This is a genomic window from Acidovorax temperans (assembly GCF_006716905.1).
GTDB lineage: Bacteria > Pseudomonadota > Gammaproteobacteria > Burkholderiales > Burkholderiaceae_C > Acidovorax > Acidovorax temperans.
Window position 1 is genome coordinate 395729 of the sequence record NZ_VFPV01000001.1, and the last position, 15737, is coordinate 411465.

The 15737-nt window shown below is 65.2% G+C and carries 18 protein-coding genes and 5 pseudogenes; 15 read left to right on the top strand and 8 right to left on the bottom strand.

Annotated features, from left to right (window positions below; genetic code table 11):
* The first annotated feature begins 230 nt into the window (after positions 1-230).
* The 6 genes and pseudogenes from BDD18_RS01915 to BDD18_RS01945 all read left to right on the top strand — a co-directional run.
* Positions 231-992, top strand: coding sequence for a DUF2285 domain-containing protein (locus BDD18_RS01915; protein ID WP_142081064.1), 762 nt, complete (start codon positions 231-233; stop codon positions 990-992).
* Between the two features lie 83 nt (positions 993-1075).
* Positions 1076-1357: a helix-turn-helix transcriptional regulator gene (locus BDD18_RS01920; RefSeq protein WP_003107109.1), complete on the top strand. Its 282-nt coding sequence runs from the start codon at positions 1076-1078 to the stop codon at positions 1355-1357.
* Between the two features lie 26 nt (positions 1358-1383).
* Positions 1384-2241: a replication initiator protein A gene (locus tag BDD18_RS01925; RefSeq protein WP_142081067.1), complete on the top strand. Its 858-nt coding sequence runs from the start codon at positions 1384-1386 to the stop codon at positions 2239-2241.
* A 253-nt stretch (positions 2242-2494) separates the two neighbouring features.
* Entirely contained in the window at positions 2495-3133 is a 639-nt protein-coding gene (parA, locus tag BDD18_RS01935) for a ParA family partition ATPase (RefSeq protein WP_142081069.1), read from the top strand.
* The gene (locus tag BDD18_RS01940) at positions 3130-3402 is read left to right on the top strand and encodes a hypothetical protein (protein WP_011516028.1); all 273 of its coding nucleotides are present in this window, start codon (positions 3130-3132) and stop codon (positions 3400-3402) included. The genes parA and BDD18_RS01940 overlap by 4 nt, the downstream gene beginning before the upstream one ends.
* A pseudogene (locus BDD18_RS01945) lies at positions 3399-3713 on the top strand (DUF2840 domain-containing protein); the annotation flags it as partial. The gene BDD18_RS01940 and the pseudogene BDD18_RS01945, both read left to right, overlap by 4 nt.
* An 82-nt stretch (positions 3714-3795) precedes the next feature.
* Here the strand turns inward: BDD18_RS01945 and tnpA are convergent.
* Positions 3796-4227, bottom strand: a complete 432-nt coding sequence (tnpA, locus tag BDD18_RS01950) for an IS200/IS605 family transposase (RefSeq protein WP_026437438.1) — start codon at positions 4225-4227, stop codon at positions 3796-3798.
* 121 nt (positions 4228-4348) lie between these two features.
* On the opposite strand from tnpA, the pseudogene BDD18_RS01955 reads away from it, so the two are divergent.
* From BDD18_RS01955 to BDD18_RS22880, 5 genes and pseudogenes are all read left to right on the top strand, one after another.
* A pseudogene (locus tag BDD18_RS01955) lies at positions 4349-4597 on the top strand (DUF2840 domain-containing protein); the annotation flags it as partial.
* Positions 4594-5181 carry a S26 family signal peptidase gene (locus BDD18_RS01960; RefSeq protein WP_142081071.1) on the top strand — a complete coding sequence of 196 codons (588 nt, stop codon included), beginning with the start codon at positions 4594-4596 and terminating at the stop codon, positions 5179-5181. The pseudogene BDD18_RS01955 and the gene BDD18_RS01960, both read left to right, overlap by 4 nt.
* A gap of 448 nt (positions 5182-5629) precedes the next feature.
* Complete coding sequence (locus BDD18_RS01970) at positions 5630-7627, top strand: relaxase/mobilization nuclease domain-containing protein (RefSeq protein WP_142081074.1); 1998 nt, start codon at positions 5630-5632, stop codon at positions 7625-7627.
* Positions 7628-7923: 296 nt separating this feature from the next.
* Entirely contained in the window at positions 7924-8187 is a 264-nt protein-coding gene (locus BDD18_RS22245; protein ID WP_211360651.1) for a hypothetical protein, read from the top strand.
* Between the two features lie 70 nt (positions 8188-8257).
* On the top strand, positions 8258-8665 hold the full coding sequence (locus tag BDD18_RS22880) for a transposase (RefSeq protein ID WP_476723696.1): 408 nt from the start codon (positions 8258-8260) through the stop codon (positions 8663-8665).
* Here the strand turns inward: BDD18_RS22880 and BDD18_RS01985 are convergent.
* The 3 genes from BDD18_RS01985 to BDD18_RS01995 are packed head-to-tail and all read right to left on the bottom strand — an operon-like array spanning position 8561 to position 10601.
* Positions 8561-9235, bottom strand: a complete 675-nt coding sequence (locus BDD18_RS01985; RefSeq protein WP_142081076.1) for a class I SAM-dependent methyltransferase — start codon at positions 9233-9235, stop codon at positions 8561-8563. The genes BDD18_RS22880 and BDD18_RS01985 overlap by 105 nt on opposite strands.
* Complete coding sequence (locus BDD18_RS01990) at positions 9232-10155, bottom strand: NAD(P)/FAD-dependent oxidoreductase (protein WP_142081078.1); 924 nt, start codon at positions 10153-10155, stop codon at positions 9232-9234. Before BDD18_RS01990 ends, BDD18_RS01985 begins: the two co-directional genes overlap by 4 nt.
* A 2-nt stretch (positions 10156-10157) precedes the next feature.
* Positions 10158-10601, bottom strand: coding sequence for an Rrf2 family transcriptional regulator (locus tag BDD18_RS01995; RefSeq protein ID WP_142081080.1), 444 nt, complete (start codon positions 10599-10601; stop codon positions 10158-10160).
* A gap of 125 nt (positions 10602-10726) precedes the next feature.
* Between BDD18_RS01995 and BDD18_RS22885 the strand changes: the two are divergent.
* Positions 10727-10919 (top strand): annotated as a pseudogene (locus tag BDD18_RS22885) (DUF3363 domain-containing protein); the annotation flags it as partial.
* A gap of 55 nt (positions 10920-10974) precedes the next feature.
* Here the strand turns inward: BDD18_RS22885 and BDD18_RS02005 are convergent.
* On the bottom strand, positions 10975-11850 hold the full coding sequence (locus BDD18_RS02005; RefSeq protein ID WP_142081082.1) for an AraC family transcriptional regulator: 876 nt from the start codon (positions 11848-11850) through the stop codon (positions 10975-10977).
* Between the two features lie 98 nt (positions 11851-11948).
* Here BDD18_RS02005 and BDD18_RS02010 point away from each other — a divergent pair, with 98 nt between their 5' ends.
* The 3 genes and pseudogenes from BDD18_RS02010 to BDD18_RS02020 form a co-directional block, all read left to right on the top strand.
* Positions 11949-12701: a hypothetical protein gene (locus BDD18_RS02010; protein WP_142081084.1), complete on the top strand. Its 753-nt coding sequence runs from the start codon at positions 11949-11951 to the stop codon at positions 12699-12701.
* Between the two features lie 58 nt (positions 12702-12759).
* Positions 12760-13293, top strand: coding sequence for a carboxymuconolactone decarboxylase family protein (locus BDD18_RS02015; RefSeq protein ID WP_142081086.1), 534 nt, complete (start codon positions 12760-12762; stop codon positions 13291-13293).
* A gap of 133 nt (positions 13294-13426) precedes the next feature.
* A pseudogene (locus BDD18_RS02020) lies at positions 13427-13672 on the top strand (transposase); the annotation flags it as partial.
* On the opposite strand, the pseudogene BDD18_RS02025 reads toward BDD18_RS02020, so the two are convergent.
* From BDD18_RS02025 to tnpC, 3 genes and pseudogenes are all read right to left on the bottom strand, one after another.
* Positions 13667-13756 (bottom strand): annotated as a pseudogene (locus BDD18_RS02025) (transposase); the annotation flags it as partial. The pseudogenes BDD18_RS02020 and BDD18_RS02025 overlap by 6 nt on opposite strands.
* A gap of 112 nt (positions 13757-13868) precedes the next feature.
* Entirely contained in the window at positions 13869-14129 is a 261-nt protein-coding gene (locus tag BDD18_RS02030; RefSeq protein WP_211360654.1) for a hypothetical protein, read from the bottom strand.
* Entirely contained in the window at positions 14126-15670 is a 1545-nt protein-coding gene (tnpC, locus tag BDD18_RS02035; protein ID WP_420837305.1) for an IS66 family transposase, read from the bottom strand. Before tnpC ends, BDD18_RS02030 begins: the two co-directional genes overlap by 4 nt.
* Between the last annotated feature and the right edge of the window lie 67 nt (positions 15671-15737).

Sequence of the window (15737 nt, forward strand, 5' to 3'; positions counted from 1 at the left end):
AGTCTGATCCAAATAGACATGATGCCCAGCGCGGGCTGCGGCAGGCTGGCCTGTGCAGCACTCCAAGTTCGGGGCGCTGCCGCCGCATCATTGAGACGAATATCGCAACGCATCGGAGCCAATCGGTCTTGACAACCCCATTCGCCTTTTTAACCCACGACGCTCTGACGATGGCGATGTAGCGCGTAGTTCTTCCGTGGCGGCGAGTCCTGTTCGCAGGAGGAGGCGTCATGGTCAATCCTCATCACCTCGCGCATTGGTATCCGACTGCCGCATACCTGTATGTCTTTTGGCTGGATGCGCTCGCGCTCGCTTGGGAGTATTTGCGCAGGCATCCGGACTACCGGCTCGACTGGCTTCGCCGTCATCGCGGGCCAGACACGGCGCATCGCTGGGGTTTGCGCCTACTGGAAGACCCGGCGCTCGATGCGCGCGACGCGCATCCGGCCTGGCTGCCCGGCCATGCCGCCGTGGTACAGCTCTACCCCGATGTCGATCCGCCACAGGATGCGGCGACCTTCGCGTTCTGGCGCATCCCCGGTCACAAGCAACTGCTCCATGACGGCAAAGGGCTGGCGCTGATCGCGCGCAGCCCAGGCCACTGCCTGCGCTTCGCGCTCGCGGCCGGCCTGGAGGACGGCATGGCCGTGGCCTATGCCCACCGCGGCGAGGCTGCCGCGCCTACGCGCGGTCATGCGCTCCAAGCGGCACTGGCGGCCGCCAAGCCCAGGCCGACACCTACCGCGCTGCTGGAACTGCACAGCTTGCAGGCGCTCGACGCGACCCTGGCGGGCGCGTCCTTGCGTGAAGTCGCGGAAGGACTGTTCGGCGTAGATGCCGCAGCCGATTGGTACAGCGATGGCGGGCTGCGCTCGAAGGTGCGCCGCCTGGTGCGGCGCGGCGATGCGCTGATGCGCGGCGGCTATCGCCACCTAGCACAGCTTCCGCCGCTTGAGAAGGGTCGTTTTGAGGACGACGCAAAACGGCCCTGAGCAGGACAGCTTGGTTTTCTGAGACTGCCTCCATCCGGTCGCGCTGTGTGACCGGGCGCTTTCAACCGATGGAGGTTCACACCATGCGTCCCGCTCCCTTGCGGCCTGCCGCCACTGTCTCGACCGCTGCCGCACAGCCCCAACGCTATCTCACCAACGACGAAGCCGCCGAGTACCTGCGCCTGTCGCCGCGCACGCTGGAAAAGCAGCGCGTGATCGGCGGCGGCCCGCGCTTTCGCAAGTTCGGCCGCCGCGTCATGTACGCCGTGGCCGACCTCGATGCCTGGGCCGCCGACCGCAGTTTCGAGACGACTTCCGACCCCGAATACGCCGAGCACCACTCGGCCGACAGCCGTGCGCGCTGATCGGCGGCGCGCGGCAGGCCATCGCCATGTCCAGCACTGCGCTGCCCATGCGGCAGCGGCCGTTGCAGGAGCGCGAACAGCTCGACCTGTTCCGCGCCTTGCCCGGCGACATGGCGCCGCGCGACAGCCAGGACTTGATGGCCTATCCGTTCTTCTCGCTCGGCAAGTCCAAGCGGGTCAAGCCCATCGACTTCCGTGCGGGCAACGTGACGATCCGCGTGGAAGGCACGCAGGAGCACGGCATCGCCACGATTTGGGATGCGGACGTGCTGATATGGGCGGCCTCGCAGATCGTGGAGGCGAAGGACGCGGGCCTGCGCCCGTCGCGGCTGATGCGCGCCACGCCCTACGAAATCCTGCGCTTCATCGGGCGCGGCAAGTCGCTGCGCGACTACCAGCGCCTCAAGGCCGCGCTCGACCGGCTGCAATCGACCACGGTGGCCACGTCCATCCGCGAGACGACCGGGCGGCGCCTGCACCGCTTCTCGTGGATCAACGAATGGAAGGAACTGGCCGATGCCAGCGGCACGCCGCTGGGCATCGAGCTGATCCTGCCGGACTGGTTTTACGCCGGCGTGCTCGACGCCGCCCTGGTGCTGACCATCGACCCGGCGTACTTCCGGCTGACCGGCGGCATCGAGCGGTGGCTGTACCGCCTGGTGCGCAAGCACGGCGGCAAGCAGGCATACGGCTGGCAGTTCGACTTCCGCTACCTGCACCAGAAATCCGGCAGCACCGCCAAGCCCTACGACTTCGCCTGCGACCTGCGCGCGCTGGTCGCGCGGCAATCGCTGCCCGGCTACGTCCTGGGCATCGAGCGGATGCCGGACAACGGCATGGAGCTGCTGACCTTCCGGCCCGTGCCGCAGACGGCACGGGGATAACTCCGGGAAAGCCTGTGGATGGTGTCGTGCTATCAGGCGTGCGGGGTATCGTGCTATCAGGCGTGGGACTATCGTGCTATCAGGCGTGCCGATCGGCCGCAAACCCGCGCCAGCATTGGGTTTGTTCGCCCTCTAACTTCCCTAACTTAATTTCTCTAACTTTTAGTAGAGAAACGCCGTTGCGGTGGACAACCACCACGCGGCCACAAGCGCAGCAGCCAAAGCCCGGCTTTCCAACACGGAGGGCCGCGCCATGATCGTCGCTCTGCTCAACCAGAAAGGCGGCGTGGGCAAGACCACGCTCGCCACGCACATCGCCGGCGAGCTGGCGATGCGCGGCCAGCACGTCGTCCTGCTGGACGCCGACCCGCAGGGTTCATCGCTGGACTGGACACAGCGCAGAAGCCAACAAGGCTTGCCGCGGCTGTTCAGCGCCGTGGGCCTCGCACGCGAAACGCTGCACCAAGAGGCGCCAGAAGTCGCCAAGCGGGCCGATCACGTCGTCATCGACGGCCCGCCGCGCATCGCGGCGCTGGCGCGCTCCGCGCTTCTGTCGGCCGAGCGCGTGCTGATCCCGGTGCAGCCCAGTCCCTACGACCTGTGGGCCAGCGCCGAGATGGTGGCGCTGATCCGCGAAGCGCAGGTGTTTCGGCCCGCGCTGCGCGCGGCCTTCGTCATCAACCGGCGCGTCAGTACCACCGTGATCGGGCGCGAAGCGCGCCAGGCGCTGGCCGACCAGCCGCTTCCTGCGCTGCGTGCGGAAGTGCATCAGCGCATCGTGTTCGCCGACAGCGTGGCCGCTGGCCGGCTTGCACGCGAGACGGCGCCGGACAGCACCGCCGCGCGCGAAATCACTGCGCTGGTGGAAGAACTGCTGCGGTGGCCGACATGACAGCGAAGCCGCCACCTCGCGCAAAGCGCGTCGGCATCGGCGCGCGTCCACCGGCTAATCCGCACGCCGAGGCGTGGATTCGCCAGGGCGATGCCGATGCGCTTAACAAGGGCGACCTCTACACCGCCCGTCTGACCCTCGACATCACGCCCGCGATGCGGGCGCGCATCAAGGTATCGGCCTTCACGCAGGGCGTGACCGTGGCCGACCTGCTGCGCGGCCTGCTGGAAAGGGAGTTTCCAGAGCACCGCAGGGAGAACACCCCATGACCGCATCCGCTTCGCCTGCCTCTGGCGCGGCCACGGCTGCGCTCGCAGCACCTTCCGGCCAGCCTGCCAGCGCGCCGCTGACGCGCGTGGCGCTGGCCTACATCGAACCGCGCTTCAAGCTCTACCTGCGCTTCGGCGAACCTGCGCGCACGCACCAGCTCGACCGCTGGCGGCGCTGCGCAGTGTTCCTGCCGGGCGCCATGTTGGGCCGCATCCGGTGGCAGGCCAACGACTACGGCACTGTTCGCTGGCAGCTCATGGTGATGCAGGCTTGCACGCCAGGTAACCATCCCCCGGCAAAGCCGGGGGCATTCGGGATGTGAGCCGCTCAAAGCGGCTGTAAGGGGTCGCTAACGCGGCCCCTCATTCTTGGGGCCACCTATCGGTGGCTACTCACCTCCATAGACCGAGTTGGTCCAACCTCTCGTCTTCCTTCTCCTGGTTTCGGATGTACTCCCGTATCACCGCTTCGTCGCGTCCCACCGTCGAGACGAAGTACCCTCGCGCCCAGAAGTGCTGACCCACGAAGTTGCGCTTTCGCTCTCCGTACACCCGCGCAAGGTGGATTGCGCTCTTGCCTTTGATAAAGCCCACCACCTGCGACACCGAGTACTTCGGTGGGATCGACAGCATCATGTGCACGTGATCGGGCATCAGATGCCCCTCTTCAACCCTGCATTCCTTTTGCGCGGCCAACTTTCTGAATACCTCACCCAGGTGTTCGCGTAGCTGCTTGTACAGCGTTCGCCTTCGACACTTGGGGATGAAGACCACGTGATATTTGCAATCCCAGGCCGTGTGACTCAAACTTTCATACTTGTCCATCGTGTTTCTTCCTTTCGTTTGCTTGGCGGCTCACGATTGAAAGTCTCTACGGTGGACAACCTCCTGAAAAGTCAAACTTCTACTGCCTCCCCGGCAGAGCCGGGGGGCCTCCTTTTGGTAGCTAGATGCGGCACAGCGCATCCCCGGCGTGCAGCCGGGCGCGCGCCTGCTGCTGCACGCCGAGGGCGAGAACCAGGTGCGCGCCGTGCTGGAGCGCATCGACGCCATCGAAGCGCTGGGTATCGCACCCGCCGCTGTCTCGCCCGCGTACTGGCGCACGCTCGCCAACCGTCTCGCTGCGCGCTTACCGCTGCCCGAATACACCGCCGAGCGGCACGCCGCCTGGCTCATCGGGAGGGAACTACCATGACCGCCGTTTCGACTGCCAGCACCGCGCCGCGTCCTCGCTCGCGCTTGCGCGCTCGCCTCGTGCTGGCGGGCCTGTCCGCCTGCGGCCTCGCTGCGCTGGCTTGGGCGTCCTTCGTGCATCCGCTGCCGCGCCTGATCTACAACCCATCCGACAGCGTGGCGGTCGGCTGGTATCGCGTCGATCCGCTGCACCACGGCACCACCTCGCTGCCACGTCCTTTGTCCGTGGGCAGCATCGTCCTGACCACGCTGCCGCCACACGCCGCCTTGCTGGCCGCGCAGCGCGGCTACCTGCCGACGCGCGTGCCGCTGCTCAAGCGCGTGGGCGCCGTCGCGCCGCAGGAGGTGTGCATCACCGACCGCGTTGTCCGCATCGACGGCGCGCCTTCGGCCGCCGTGCTGCCTGCTGACCGCTGGGGTCGGCCGCTGCCATCCTGGCAGCAATGCCGTCGTCTCGAACCCGGCGAACTGTTCCTCTTGAGCGTGACCAACCCAGCGTCGTTCGACAGCCGGTATTTCGGGCCGGTCAGCGCATCCGCCGTGATCGGCATCGCGCATCCGGTCTGGCTGGAATCCCGCCCATGATGGCCGTCGATTCGCTGCACGTTGCCGTGCATCTCATCGTGCCATCGGGCGTGTCGTTCTGCTGGCCGTCGCCGTGTCGTCGCGCGTGCAGTGCGGGTGCATTCGCACCGCACTTCGCGCTGCCTCCGGCGCAGCCGTCCAACGTGCAGGCGTCTTGCCTCGAACGCGCCCGGCCTATGGCCGTCGCCGCGTTCGCCGGCGCGCTGGCTGCTCGCGCAGCAGCGCCGCCTGGCCGCCGCTGCCCGGAGCGCCAGCGAAGGGCAAAGGCGGAAGGCAAGACAAAAGGACGCGGCACCGGGCCGCGTCGAAAGCCAGTCTGCACATGGGGGTTGCGCGGCACGGAGCGGCTTCGTCGCCGTGCCGCTTGTGGCGCGAAGCCCGCGCCAATGCAGGCATGTCCGCGTGCTTCGCACGACCAAACACGCCGGAGCTTGCAGAGGGCACAGCCATGACGGATCGCCGCGACGACGATTTCCGCATCCGCCCCAACGCCTCCAAGAACCGGGGCCAGGGCTTCGTCTCCAAGGTGCTCGAGCAGGCAGGCAAGGCCAGCGGCGGCAAGCCGTCGGTGCGTCGTCCTGGCGTTGCCAGCGGCTCCGGGAGGGGCACGGGCCAGCGGCCCGGCTCGCGCCTGGGTCGCGGCCACACGGCGGCGCGCTTCGCGGGGGCGAAGCTGACACCCATGTCGCGGCGCGTGACCATCAAGACGCTGCTGGTCAACCAGCGCCAGGCCAGCCCGCAGTCGCTCGCCAAGCACCTGCGCTACATCGAGCGCGACGGCGTGGGCCGCGATGGCGAGCCTGGCCAAGCCTACGGGCCGCAGATCGATGCCGCCGACCTCGACGCCTTCAAGGAACGCTGCGCCGACGACCGGCACCATTTCCGCTTCATCCTCTCGCCCGAGGATGGCGCGGAACTCGAAGACTTGCGCACCTACACGCGGCACCTCATGAGCCGCATGGAAGCCGACCTGGGCACGGGCCTCGATTGGGTGGCCGTCAACCACTGGAACACCGACAACCTGCACACGCACATCGTGGTGCGCGGGCGCGACGACACCGGCAAAGACCTCATCATCGCCGGCGACTATATCGCCCACGGCTTCCGTCACCGGGCCGCCGAGCTGGCGACGGAATGGCTGGGGCCGCGCACCGAACTGGAGATCCAGCAGACCTTGGGGCGCGAGGTGGAACAAGGGCGATGGACGAGCCTCGATCGCACTCTGCAACGGGAGGCGGGCGAGGATGGCCGAGTGCAGATCGAACGCTTCAACGAACCGAAGTTGCAACGCCAGCGCCTGCTGCTGATCGGCCGCCTGCAACGCTTGCAGCGCCTGGGCTTGGCCGACGAGATGCAGCCCGGCACCTGGGCCATTCATGCCGATGCGGAGAAGACCTTGCGCGCCCTGGGCGAGCGTGGCGACATCATTCGCACCATGCAGCGGGCCATGCGCGGCGAGCCGCGCGAGCTGGCGGTGTTCGAGCCGGGCGAGGATGGCCGAATCATTCTCGGCCGCGTGGCCGCGAAGGGGCTGGCCGACGAGCTGCGCGACCGGGGCTATCTGGTCATCGACGGCGTGGACGGCAAGGCCCACTACGTTGCGCTCAATGCCCGCGACGAGCTGGCGAACTACCCGACCGGCGCCGTGGTGGAGGTGAAGGGATCGGCCGACGTGCGTGCCGCCGACAGGAACATCACTGCTCTGGCGAGCGGTGGCCTGTACCGCACCGACCATCACCTGGCCATCGCGCAGGGGCAGGCAGTGCCGGGCCGTGATCCGCAGGAAGTCGTTGCGACCCACGTCCGCCGGCTGGAAGCCCTGCGCCGCGCCGGCATCGTGGAGCGCGTGGCCGAGGGGCTATGGAAGGTGCCGGACGATCTGGCGGAGCGTGGCCGCCAGTACGACGCACAACGGCTGGGTGGTGTCGCCGTGGAGCTGAAATCGCATCTGCCGATTGAGCGGCAGGCGCGGGTGATCGGCGCGACCTGGCTGGATCAGCAGTTGATCGGCGGCGGCAAGGGGCTGGGTGACCTGGGCTTTGGCGGCGAGGCCAAGGACGCTTTGCAGCAGCGCGCCGACTTCCTGGCCGAACAGGGGCTGGCCGAGCGGCGAGGACAGCGTGTGATCCTGGCGCGCAACCTGTTAGGCACACTGCGCAATCGGGAACTGGCGCAGGCTGCAAAGGACATTGCCACCGAAACCGGATTGGAGCATCGCCCTGTCACAGACGGCCAACGCGTCGCCGGCATCTACCGGCGTTCCGTCATGCTCGCCAGCGGGCGCTACGCCATGCTCGATGACGGCATGAGGTTCAGCCTGGTGCCATGGAAGCCGGTGATCGAGCAGCGGGTGGGGCAGCAGATTGCCGCCACGGTGCGCGGCGGTGGGGTGTCATGGGAGATTGGTTGGGCACGCGGGCCGTCCATCGGATATACGAGCCCCTAAGGTCGGAGCGAGTGTTCGAGAGGGTCATGCGATTGAACGAAGGCGGCCACCGCCCGGCTTTCCCGCCGCGACCGGTGCGTGATGAAGCGAAAGTCTCGGGGCGACAACTCATAGTTCAGCCGCACAACCTGCCCTGTGGCCAGCCGCGACGTCGCAGCCAGATCGGACACTGCTGCAATCAGCCCGCCGGGGCCCCTACCGCTTCCAGCGCCGCGCCATTGGACGGCAGCACCAATCGCACAGTGAGCGCGTCCAGATTCAGTCCGTGACGCACCAAGCATCGTTTCACCAAACCGATGACAGATGAAACACAGCAGTGTCTGCATGCGCTGGTGACTCGCCGGAGGCAGCATGTGCGCTTGCAAGTCAGTGAACGTCAGCGCAAGTACACCTCTCACGGAGATGTGCAGCCGGGAATCATTGAGTTGATGAACAATCTGAAGCACCACGTTCATGACATCGATGCGAGGATCGCAGCACGTTTTTCCAAGCATCAAGCCAATCTGACGAAGCTCTTGCAGAACGTCAAAGGCGTTGGGCTGGCGACGATGGTGCGCTGATTTCCGAGCTTCCAGACCTGGGCCAGCTGAAGGCCAAGTAGATATCGCTGGTGGGTGGAGCGCCAATGAATTGGACTCGGGCCAGTCACGCGGAAAGCGCATGATTTGCGGTGGTCGGACAGCAGTGCGCAGCGCTCTCTACAAGGCGGCAATCGTGGCTATGCGGCACAACCCTGTGTCCCAAACCTGGTATGAGCGGTTGGTGGCAGTAGGCAAGCCCAAGAAGGTCGCCATCGTGGCTTGCATGCGCAAGCTGCTGAATATTCTGAATGCCATGGTGAGAACCGCCAGGCCCTGGAAAGAAGGGCCGCACCTGGGCGCACCGATGCTGAGGGTGGCCTTGTGTCACATGAGGCCGAGTGGACTCCATCCCTCATGGTGGGTAGGCAACCCAGCCCTTGAAGGTGAACGCGCAATAGAAAAGGTCGATGTCCGTGAATCCAGCCTCGCGAAGCAGATCGACATCCTGCTGCGGTGAAAGCACTGGCAGCCGCTCTTTTATCGCCGTGATGCTGCCTTCGGCCTGGACCACGGGCACACCGGAGGCTGCCGCAAACGCCGCATTGCGCGAAAGCCATCTGTCCCTGGCGGGATCTTCGCAAGGAAAGCTGTGATGCGCGACGACAAAGGGCGCACCGGGCTTGAGCCGCAGGTGCATCTCCTGCAACGTCTTCAGGCGCTCAGCTGGTGGCAGGAAGTGCAGTGTCAGCAGGCAGGTCGCGCCATCGAACAGCCCCTTAGGGGCGCTGTCGATATACCCTTCGTGCAAGCGCACGCGAGGCGCCATCGGGCCCAGGGTCGTGCGGGCGAGTTCGAGCATCTCTGCGGAGGGATCGACGCCGTCAAAGTGCCAGCCGGGCTGCATTTCGGCAAAGGCCTTCAACTCCAGCCCGCCGCCGGCGCCGAGCACCAGGATGCGCGCGTCGGTAGGCGCGCGTTCGGCCAGTAACACACCTGCCATCCGGTGCAGATCCCGAAGGCCCGGTACGATCCTTGCGGTCCTGTCTGCATAGCCTGATACAGCCGTCGGGTCGGAGAACGGCGTCATCGAGCGCGGCCTTCCGATTGCACTGGGGCAATGGTCTCGGGCCAAAGCAGAGAGCGGTGGACCTGGGCTCCTGCCATCGCGCCGTTGCCCACGGCCAGCGATACCGAATGGGGTGCCCGCGCGACGTCACCGCAGGCAAATGCGCCAGTCACCGAGGTCTTGCTCTCGGCATCGGTGCGAACCTGGATACCCATAGGCGTCTCTTCCAGCGCACAGCCCAGCGCTTCAGCCAGGGAATTCGAAGGAGAGGTGCGCGTCGCTGTGAACAGGCCAGTAAATCGAAGTAGATGCCCATCGGCCATCACCACATCGGCATGCCCTTCGATCCTGTCGATGGGCGCTTCTTCGATCGTCACGCCCCGGCGCTCCAAGGTGGACCTGGCCTCTAGACTCAGTTCCACAGCGCCGTTGACGAGCAAGGTCACGTCGCCCCAGTCGGTCAACAGTTCGGCCTGGTGAATGGACATCGGGCCGGCGCCAACGATGCCGATGTGACCCTGACGGAGTTCATAACCATGGCAGTACGGACAATGGAAGATTGCCGTGCCCCAACGCTCCCCGAGGCCCTGCACGGCAGGCAACTGGTCGGCCACGCCGGTGGCCAGCAGGATGCGGCGGCCTTGGTGCGATACGCCATCGGACGTAGTGACAGTGAATTCGTCCACCTGCCCTGTAACGGCTTCGGCCCGGCCCTCAAGCCAGGAGATCGTCGGATAGGCTTCGAGCTGGCGGCGCGCGTTCGCCGCGATCTCGCCGGGGGGAACGCCATCCTGGCCGAGAAACCCGTGTGAATGGCTGGCGAAGCGGTTGCGCCGCTCGCCCGCATCGATCACTAGCACGGATCTGCGCGCCCGCACCAGTTGCAGGGCTGCAGCCATTCCCGCATAGCTCCCACCGATGACGATGACGTCGTGGTGCATGGTCAACTCCTTTTGCGTCGCACCGCCGCATGCCGGCGCGCAAAGTCAGCGGCCAGATCGGCGAGGGTAATTTCCGAAAACCGCTTCAGCAGCAGCGCCTCGGCTTCGGCAAAGGCGCCTTCGAGCGCGGCATTCACCGCCTGCTCTACCAAGCACTCCGGTGTTTCGTTGCGGTTGCCGATAGCAAACATGGCCGGCTCGCCCAGCGCTTCGTGCAGCTGGCGGAGGGTGACGGAGCCAAGGTTGGCATGGATGCGCCATCCACCCGCGTGGCCTCGATCCGAAGTCACGATGCCAGCCTCTCGCAGATATCCCATGGTGCGCCGGACGACAACAGGGTTGGTGCCCAGGCATTGGGCCAAGGTTTCGGAGGTGATCGGCCCATCCTGCTCGGCCATGTGTAGCAGCGCATGCAGGACAGAAGACAGGCGGCTGTCACGTTTCATGTAACTAATGATGTTTCATATCAGGCCGCGTGTCAACGCGAGGCTGCAATGGAACGCCTATCGAGCCGCACGCTTGACATTCAAGTCAGTTGCTGAAGCCTCCAGCCCTGGCGAGCCTGCGCGGCGTGTCCGGCATCTACCGGCGCAACTTCATGCTTGCCAGTGATAGTTACATCGTGCTCGATGACGGCCGGGGTTCAGCCTGGTGCCGTGGAAGCCCGTGATTGAGCCGCGACTGGGGCAACAGATCTTCGCGGTGTTGCGCGGAGCAGGGTGTCCTGAAAGTTTGGCCGACAGCGCGATCCTTCGGTTGGTTAAAGAGTCCAAAGTGGGTGAGAGTGGAACTGCAGAGGAATTTTTGGTCCGCCGAAGCTCATTCGTCCGATCCCACTGAGGTCTTCGTTAGCCAATCACGAGGGGACATTCCTACCTTGGCCGAGAATGCGCGCGATAGTGCCGAGGGGTTCGCATATCCGAGTTCTTCAGCCAGGACCTTGATGGGTTGGCCTTCGCGCAGTCTGTTCTGCGCTAGCGCCATACGCCAGTCGTTCAGGTAGTCTGCCGGAGTTTGACCTACCACCTCGCGAAAGGTGTTGGAAAACGCCGTGCGCGACATGCCGGCACATTCAGACATACGCTCCACCGACCAAGGCTCACCCGGAGCATCGTGCATGGCGACCAGAGCACGTGCCAAACGCGGATCCGACAATCCGGTGATGAAGCCAGGACGCACACCCGCTTCCAGCGGATGGTCAAGCAACCAGCGAATTAGCTGGATCACAACCACCTCGAATATCCGATCGACCAGCAACCGCTGACCGCAGCGCACTCGATCAGTCTCAGCAAACAGCAATTCAAGCGCCAAATCCAGACCCGACACTCGCGCCAGTGGCAACGCGATCAAAGGGGGCAGCGCTCGTGCGAGAGGGTTGTATAAGCCACCGTCGAAGTGCAACCGCGCGCAGGTGAAATCAGAGCCCTCCACGGGGGCGTTGTGGAAGCGATGAGTGAAGGGGCGCGGATACAGCAGCAGGGTCGGCTCGTCGAAGTGCATCGACTTGGGCAAATCGCGCGCACCCGGGTGACTCACCTTCAACTGGCCACGACGTAACACGTGCAGATAACCATGTCCCTCGCAGGCGTCGAAGTGGTTGAGCCCGCACAGTGCGCCGGAATGATGCAACTGGGCCTGCACCCGGAATCGTTCGAGGATGCCGGAAAGACGGTCGATAGAAGGAGAGGCTTTCATTGAACTAAATGGTATGTTTTATGAACAAATTGATCCCAATCATACATTCAGACCACCCATACTACCTACATCAAATCACTCTCCAGAAAGGGAAGTCCATGAAATCGCTGAAATTACCCCTCCTCATCGCCTCGCTGCTGACCGGCTTCGCCGGTGGCGCAGCCGCCCACGATACGGGCCACCTTAGCGGTCTTGCCACTAAGGCTAGCAAAGCCGTCAAGGCGTCCTTTGACATCGTTCATACCAAGATTTCCACCGAAGGTAACGTCGCCATCTTCCACATTGCTGTGTCCGGCAAGGCCGGTGCCAGCCGTCCTGCCAAGTCCGGCAAACTCGCCGGCAGTTCGGTCTTCTCTTACGTCTGGCCGACCAGCTTGGACCCGTCCGTGATCGGCTTCGAGCCGAAGGCCGGCATCCTGGCGTTCGCAGTCACTTCCCACCCCGACTTCGACGACACGCCGCTGTTCGACGAAAACGGCGACGGGAAGCTGGACAACGATGGCGACCTCTGGCACTCGCACTGGGTGGTCCTGCAGCCGGACCCGGCCTGCGGGAAGGATGCCTTGAAGGTGGTGGACATCCCCGAAGGCGCCAAGCCTCGTGTGCCCAAGACTTGGCCGGGCCTTCCCATCCTGATCGACAGCCCGGGCTGGAGCCCGACGTTCAAGGGCGGGACCGTCGAAGTGCGCGTGCCGTTCGATGACATCGGCGCGGTCGAATCGGGTGCTTTCGACGGCGTGACGGCTGCGCTGCGCGTAAACGCCAGCGTGCACAGCCCGCTGCTTTGCGTTGCAAACGTCTTCAAGGTCGCATCGGGCGACCTGTCGCTACCCGGCAAGGTCAACAAGTAACACGTATCTATCCAACTTCCTCTCTTCACTTCAACCTGACATCCTTAAGGAAATCGATATGTCTCGCGTAAACATTCAAACTCAACACATCCCCGCAGCAAGCCAGCCCCTGCTGGCCCAGATCAAGCAAGCCTTCGGCACCACACCCAACATGTTCACGGCCGTGGCTAACTCGCCTGCTGCCTTGCAGAGCATGTGGGCCGCCTTTGGCGCATTGGGCAAAGGTACTCTGGGCGCCAAGCTCGGCGAGCAGATTGCCGTGGCCGTCGCTAACCGCAATCGCTGCGAATACTGCCTGGCAGCCCATACCGTGCTCGGCCAGAAGGCCGGTGCGTCTTCCGCCGAAATGTCCGCTGCCCAAGTCGGCCAATCGGGTGATACCAAGACCGCTGCGGCCTTGGTCTTCGCCCTGAAGGTGGTTGAGCAGCGCGCCCAGATCACGAATTCCGATGTCGCGACCCTGCGGGAGGCTGGCTTCGGCGACGAGCAGATCGTCGAGATCATGGCGCATGTCGCCCTGAATCTCTTTACCAACTACATCAACGTCGCCTTGGATATCCCAGTCGACTTTCCGAAGGTTGCTCTCAAGTGATCTGCAGTAAGCCTCACCCAGCAATGGGTGAGACTCGCTCGCATGCGAGGCGTTGACGTCATGCCCTAGGGACCCTCTGCACGAATCCACGCCTGATGTGCTTGCAAGGGCCTGAAGCCCAGACAATACAGACATGAAGCAAAGCAGCCTGGGCCTGAGCAACACAGTCAAACGCACCCGCAAGCGCGAATTCCTGGATGCGATGGAACTGGTCGTTCCCTGGGCTGAACTGGTAGCGCTGATACAGCCCCACGCACCCGAGGGCGGCAGGCGGGGTCAGCAGCCCTTTGCAGTGCAGACACTGCTGCGCATCCACTTCATGCAGCAGTGGTTCAAGCTCAGCGATCCGGCCATGGAAGAAGCGCTGCATGACGTGCCTGCGGCACAGCTCCTTGACCGGCAGGCCAGCCTCCGCCTCACGCAGGAACCCGATGATTTGTTCTTCGGAAAAGCGCTTCTTCACGTCCAATCTCCTTGATGGGGGGGATTGGACTCCAGATCGTTGCGCTACTCAAAACTGGGGGGACGTCGGTGGATGGTAAGCGTCCGACCGCCGCCGTCTTGCGTTTGAGTGCTCAGCGTGGCGCGTTGATCTCGTCGGCGAATTCGCCCTCGTCCCATGCTTTGCCGATGGCGGCATCCAGGCGTACCAGCAGTTGATGCAGGGTTTCGTCCTTGCGCTTGCGCAGCATGGCCAGACAGGTGTGGTCGTCGTTGGCGATGGCCACACAGCCGACCGGGCGCATGAGGCCCAGGGTGATCTGGCCTTCGGTCTGTATCAGTGCGTTGAGGTGTTCGAGTGCAGCCAGCGGGTCGCTGGCCGGGTCGGGTTTCACGCCGCTTGCCTGTGCAGGGCGCGCGCTTCGGCTTCGATGTTCCATGGCAACAGTTCCTCGATGCGATTGATCGGGTGGTCCGCAATGCGTGCGAGCACTTCGCGCAGATAGGCCTCCGGGTCCAGCCCGTTCAGTTTGGCCGAGCCGATCAGGCTGTAGATCGCGGCCGCGCGCTCACCTCCGGCATCCGACCCGGCAAACAGATAATTCTTGCGCCCCAGAGCGACGCCGCGCAGCGCGCGTTCGGCCGCGTTGTTGTCGATCTCGATGCGCCCGTCGCCGGCATAGCGCACCAGCGCCCGCCAGTGGTTGAGCGCGTACTGGATCGCCTCGCCAATGCCGGATTTGCCCGACACGCGCCGTCTCTGTGTGGTGAGCCAGTCGTGCAGCGCATCGAGCAGCGGACGAGCGCGCATCTGGCGCGCTTCGCACCTGACCGGCGGTGGCGCACCGCGCACCGCAGCTTCGACGGCATACAGGGCGCCGATGCGCACCAGCGCCTCTTCGGCGATGGGCGAGTCGTGCGCGCGCACGAGATCGAAGAACTTGCGTCGCACATGCGCCCAGCAACCGGCTTCCTGCATCCGCCCGCCGGCGTACAGCGCATCGAAGCCAGCGAAGGCGTCCGCCTGCACGATGCCGCTGAAGTCGCGCAAGTGCTCTTGCGGATGCGCACCGCGCCGGTCCGGCGAGTAGGCGAACCACACCGCGGGCGCAGCCGTGCCGGCGGCCGGCCGGTCGTCGCGCACATACACCCACAGCCGCCCGGTGCGCGTGCGTCCCCGGCCCGGAGCAAGCACCGGCAAGGGCGTATCGTCGGCGTGGATCTTCTCGCCTGCTCTCACGTAGCGCGACAGCACCTGCACCAGCGGAGCGAGCAGATCCGCCGTGGCGCTCACCCAGTCGGCCAGGGTCGAACGCTCCAGCCGCACACCCTCGCGCGCGTAAATGGCGCTTTGCCGGTACAGCGGCAGGTGGTCGCAGTACTTGGCGGTGAGCACGTGGGCGAGCAGCCCGGGGCCGGGCAGCCCGCCCATGATCGGCCGGCTGGGGGCGGGCGCCTGCACGATGGCCTCGCACCGACCGCAGGCAAACTTCGGGCGCACGTGGCGCACCACGCGGAAGCGGGCCGGGACGTACTCCAGCTCTTCGGACACGTCCTCGCCCAGGTGCTTGAGAGCGCCGCCGCATTGCGGGCAGCCGCTGCAGGTTGGCAGATGTTCCATGCGGCTGCGCGGCAGGTGATCGGGCAGCCGGTTGCGGCCGGGGTGTCGCGGGGCGGATTCGATCGGGATGACCTCGGCGAGTGCGGCGAGATCGACTGATGCGCCACGGGCCTCGCCGTCTTCTTGCTGCGCCGTACTCAACCCGAGATCAAGCTGGCCGCAGAGCGCGCCCAGCCGCTCCGAGCGGCGGCCGAACTGTGCGTGCTTGAGCTTGGCGACCTGCAGCTTGAGCCGTTCGATCTCGGCCAGACGCGCATCGAGCAGATGCTTGAGCAGCATCGGGTCGTCGGGCAGTGCGGCTACCTGCGCCGACAGTGCCCCGGAGTGGGCGTCGCGGCGGGCGTCGGTGTCGGTGAAGGGGGAAGCCGCAGGCATGCGGCGC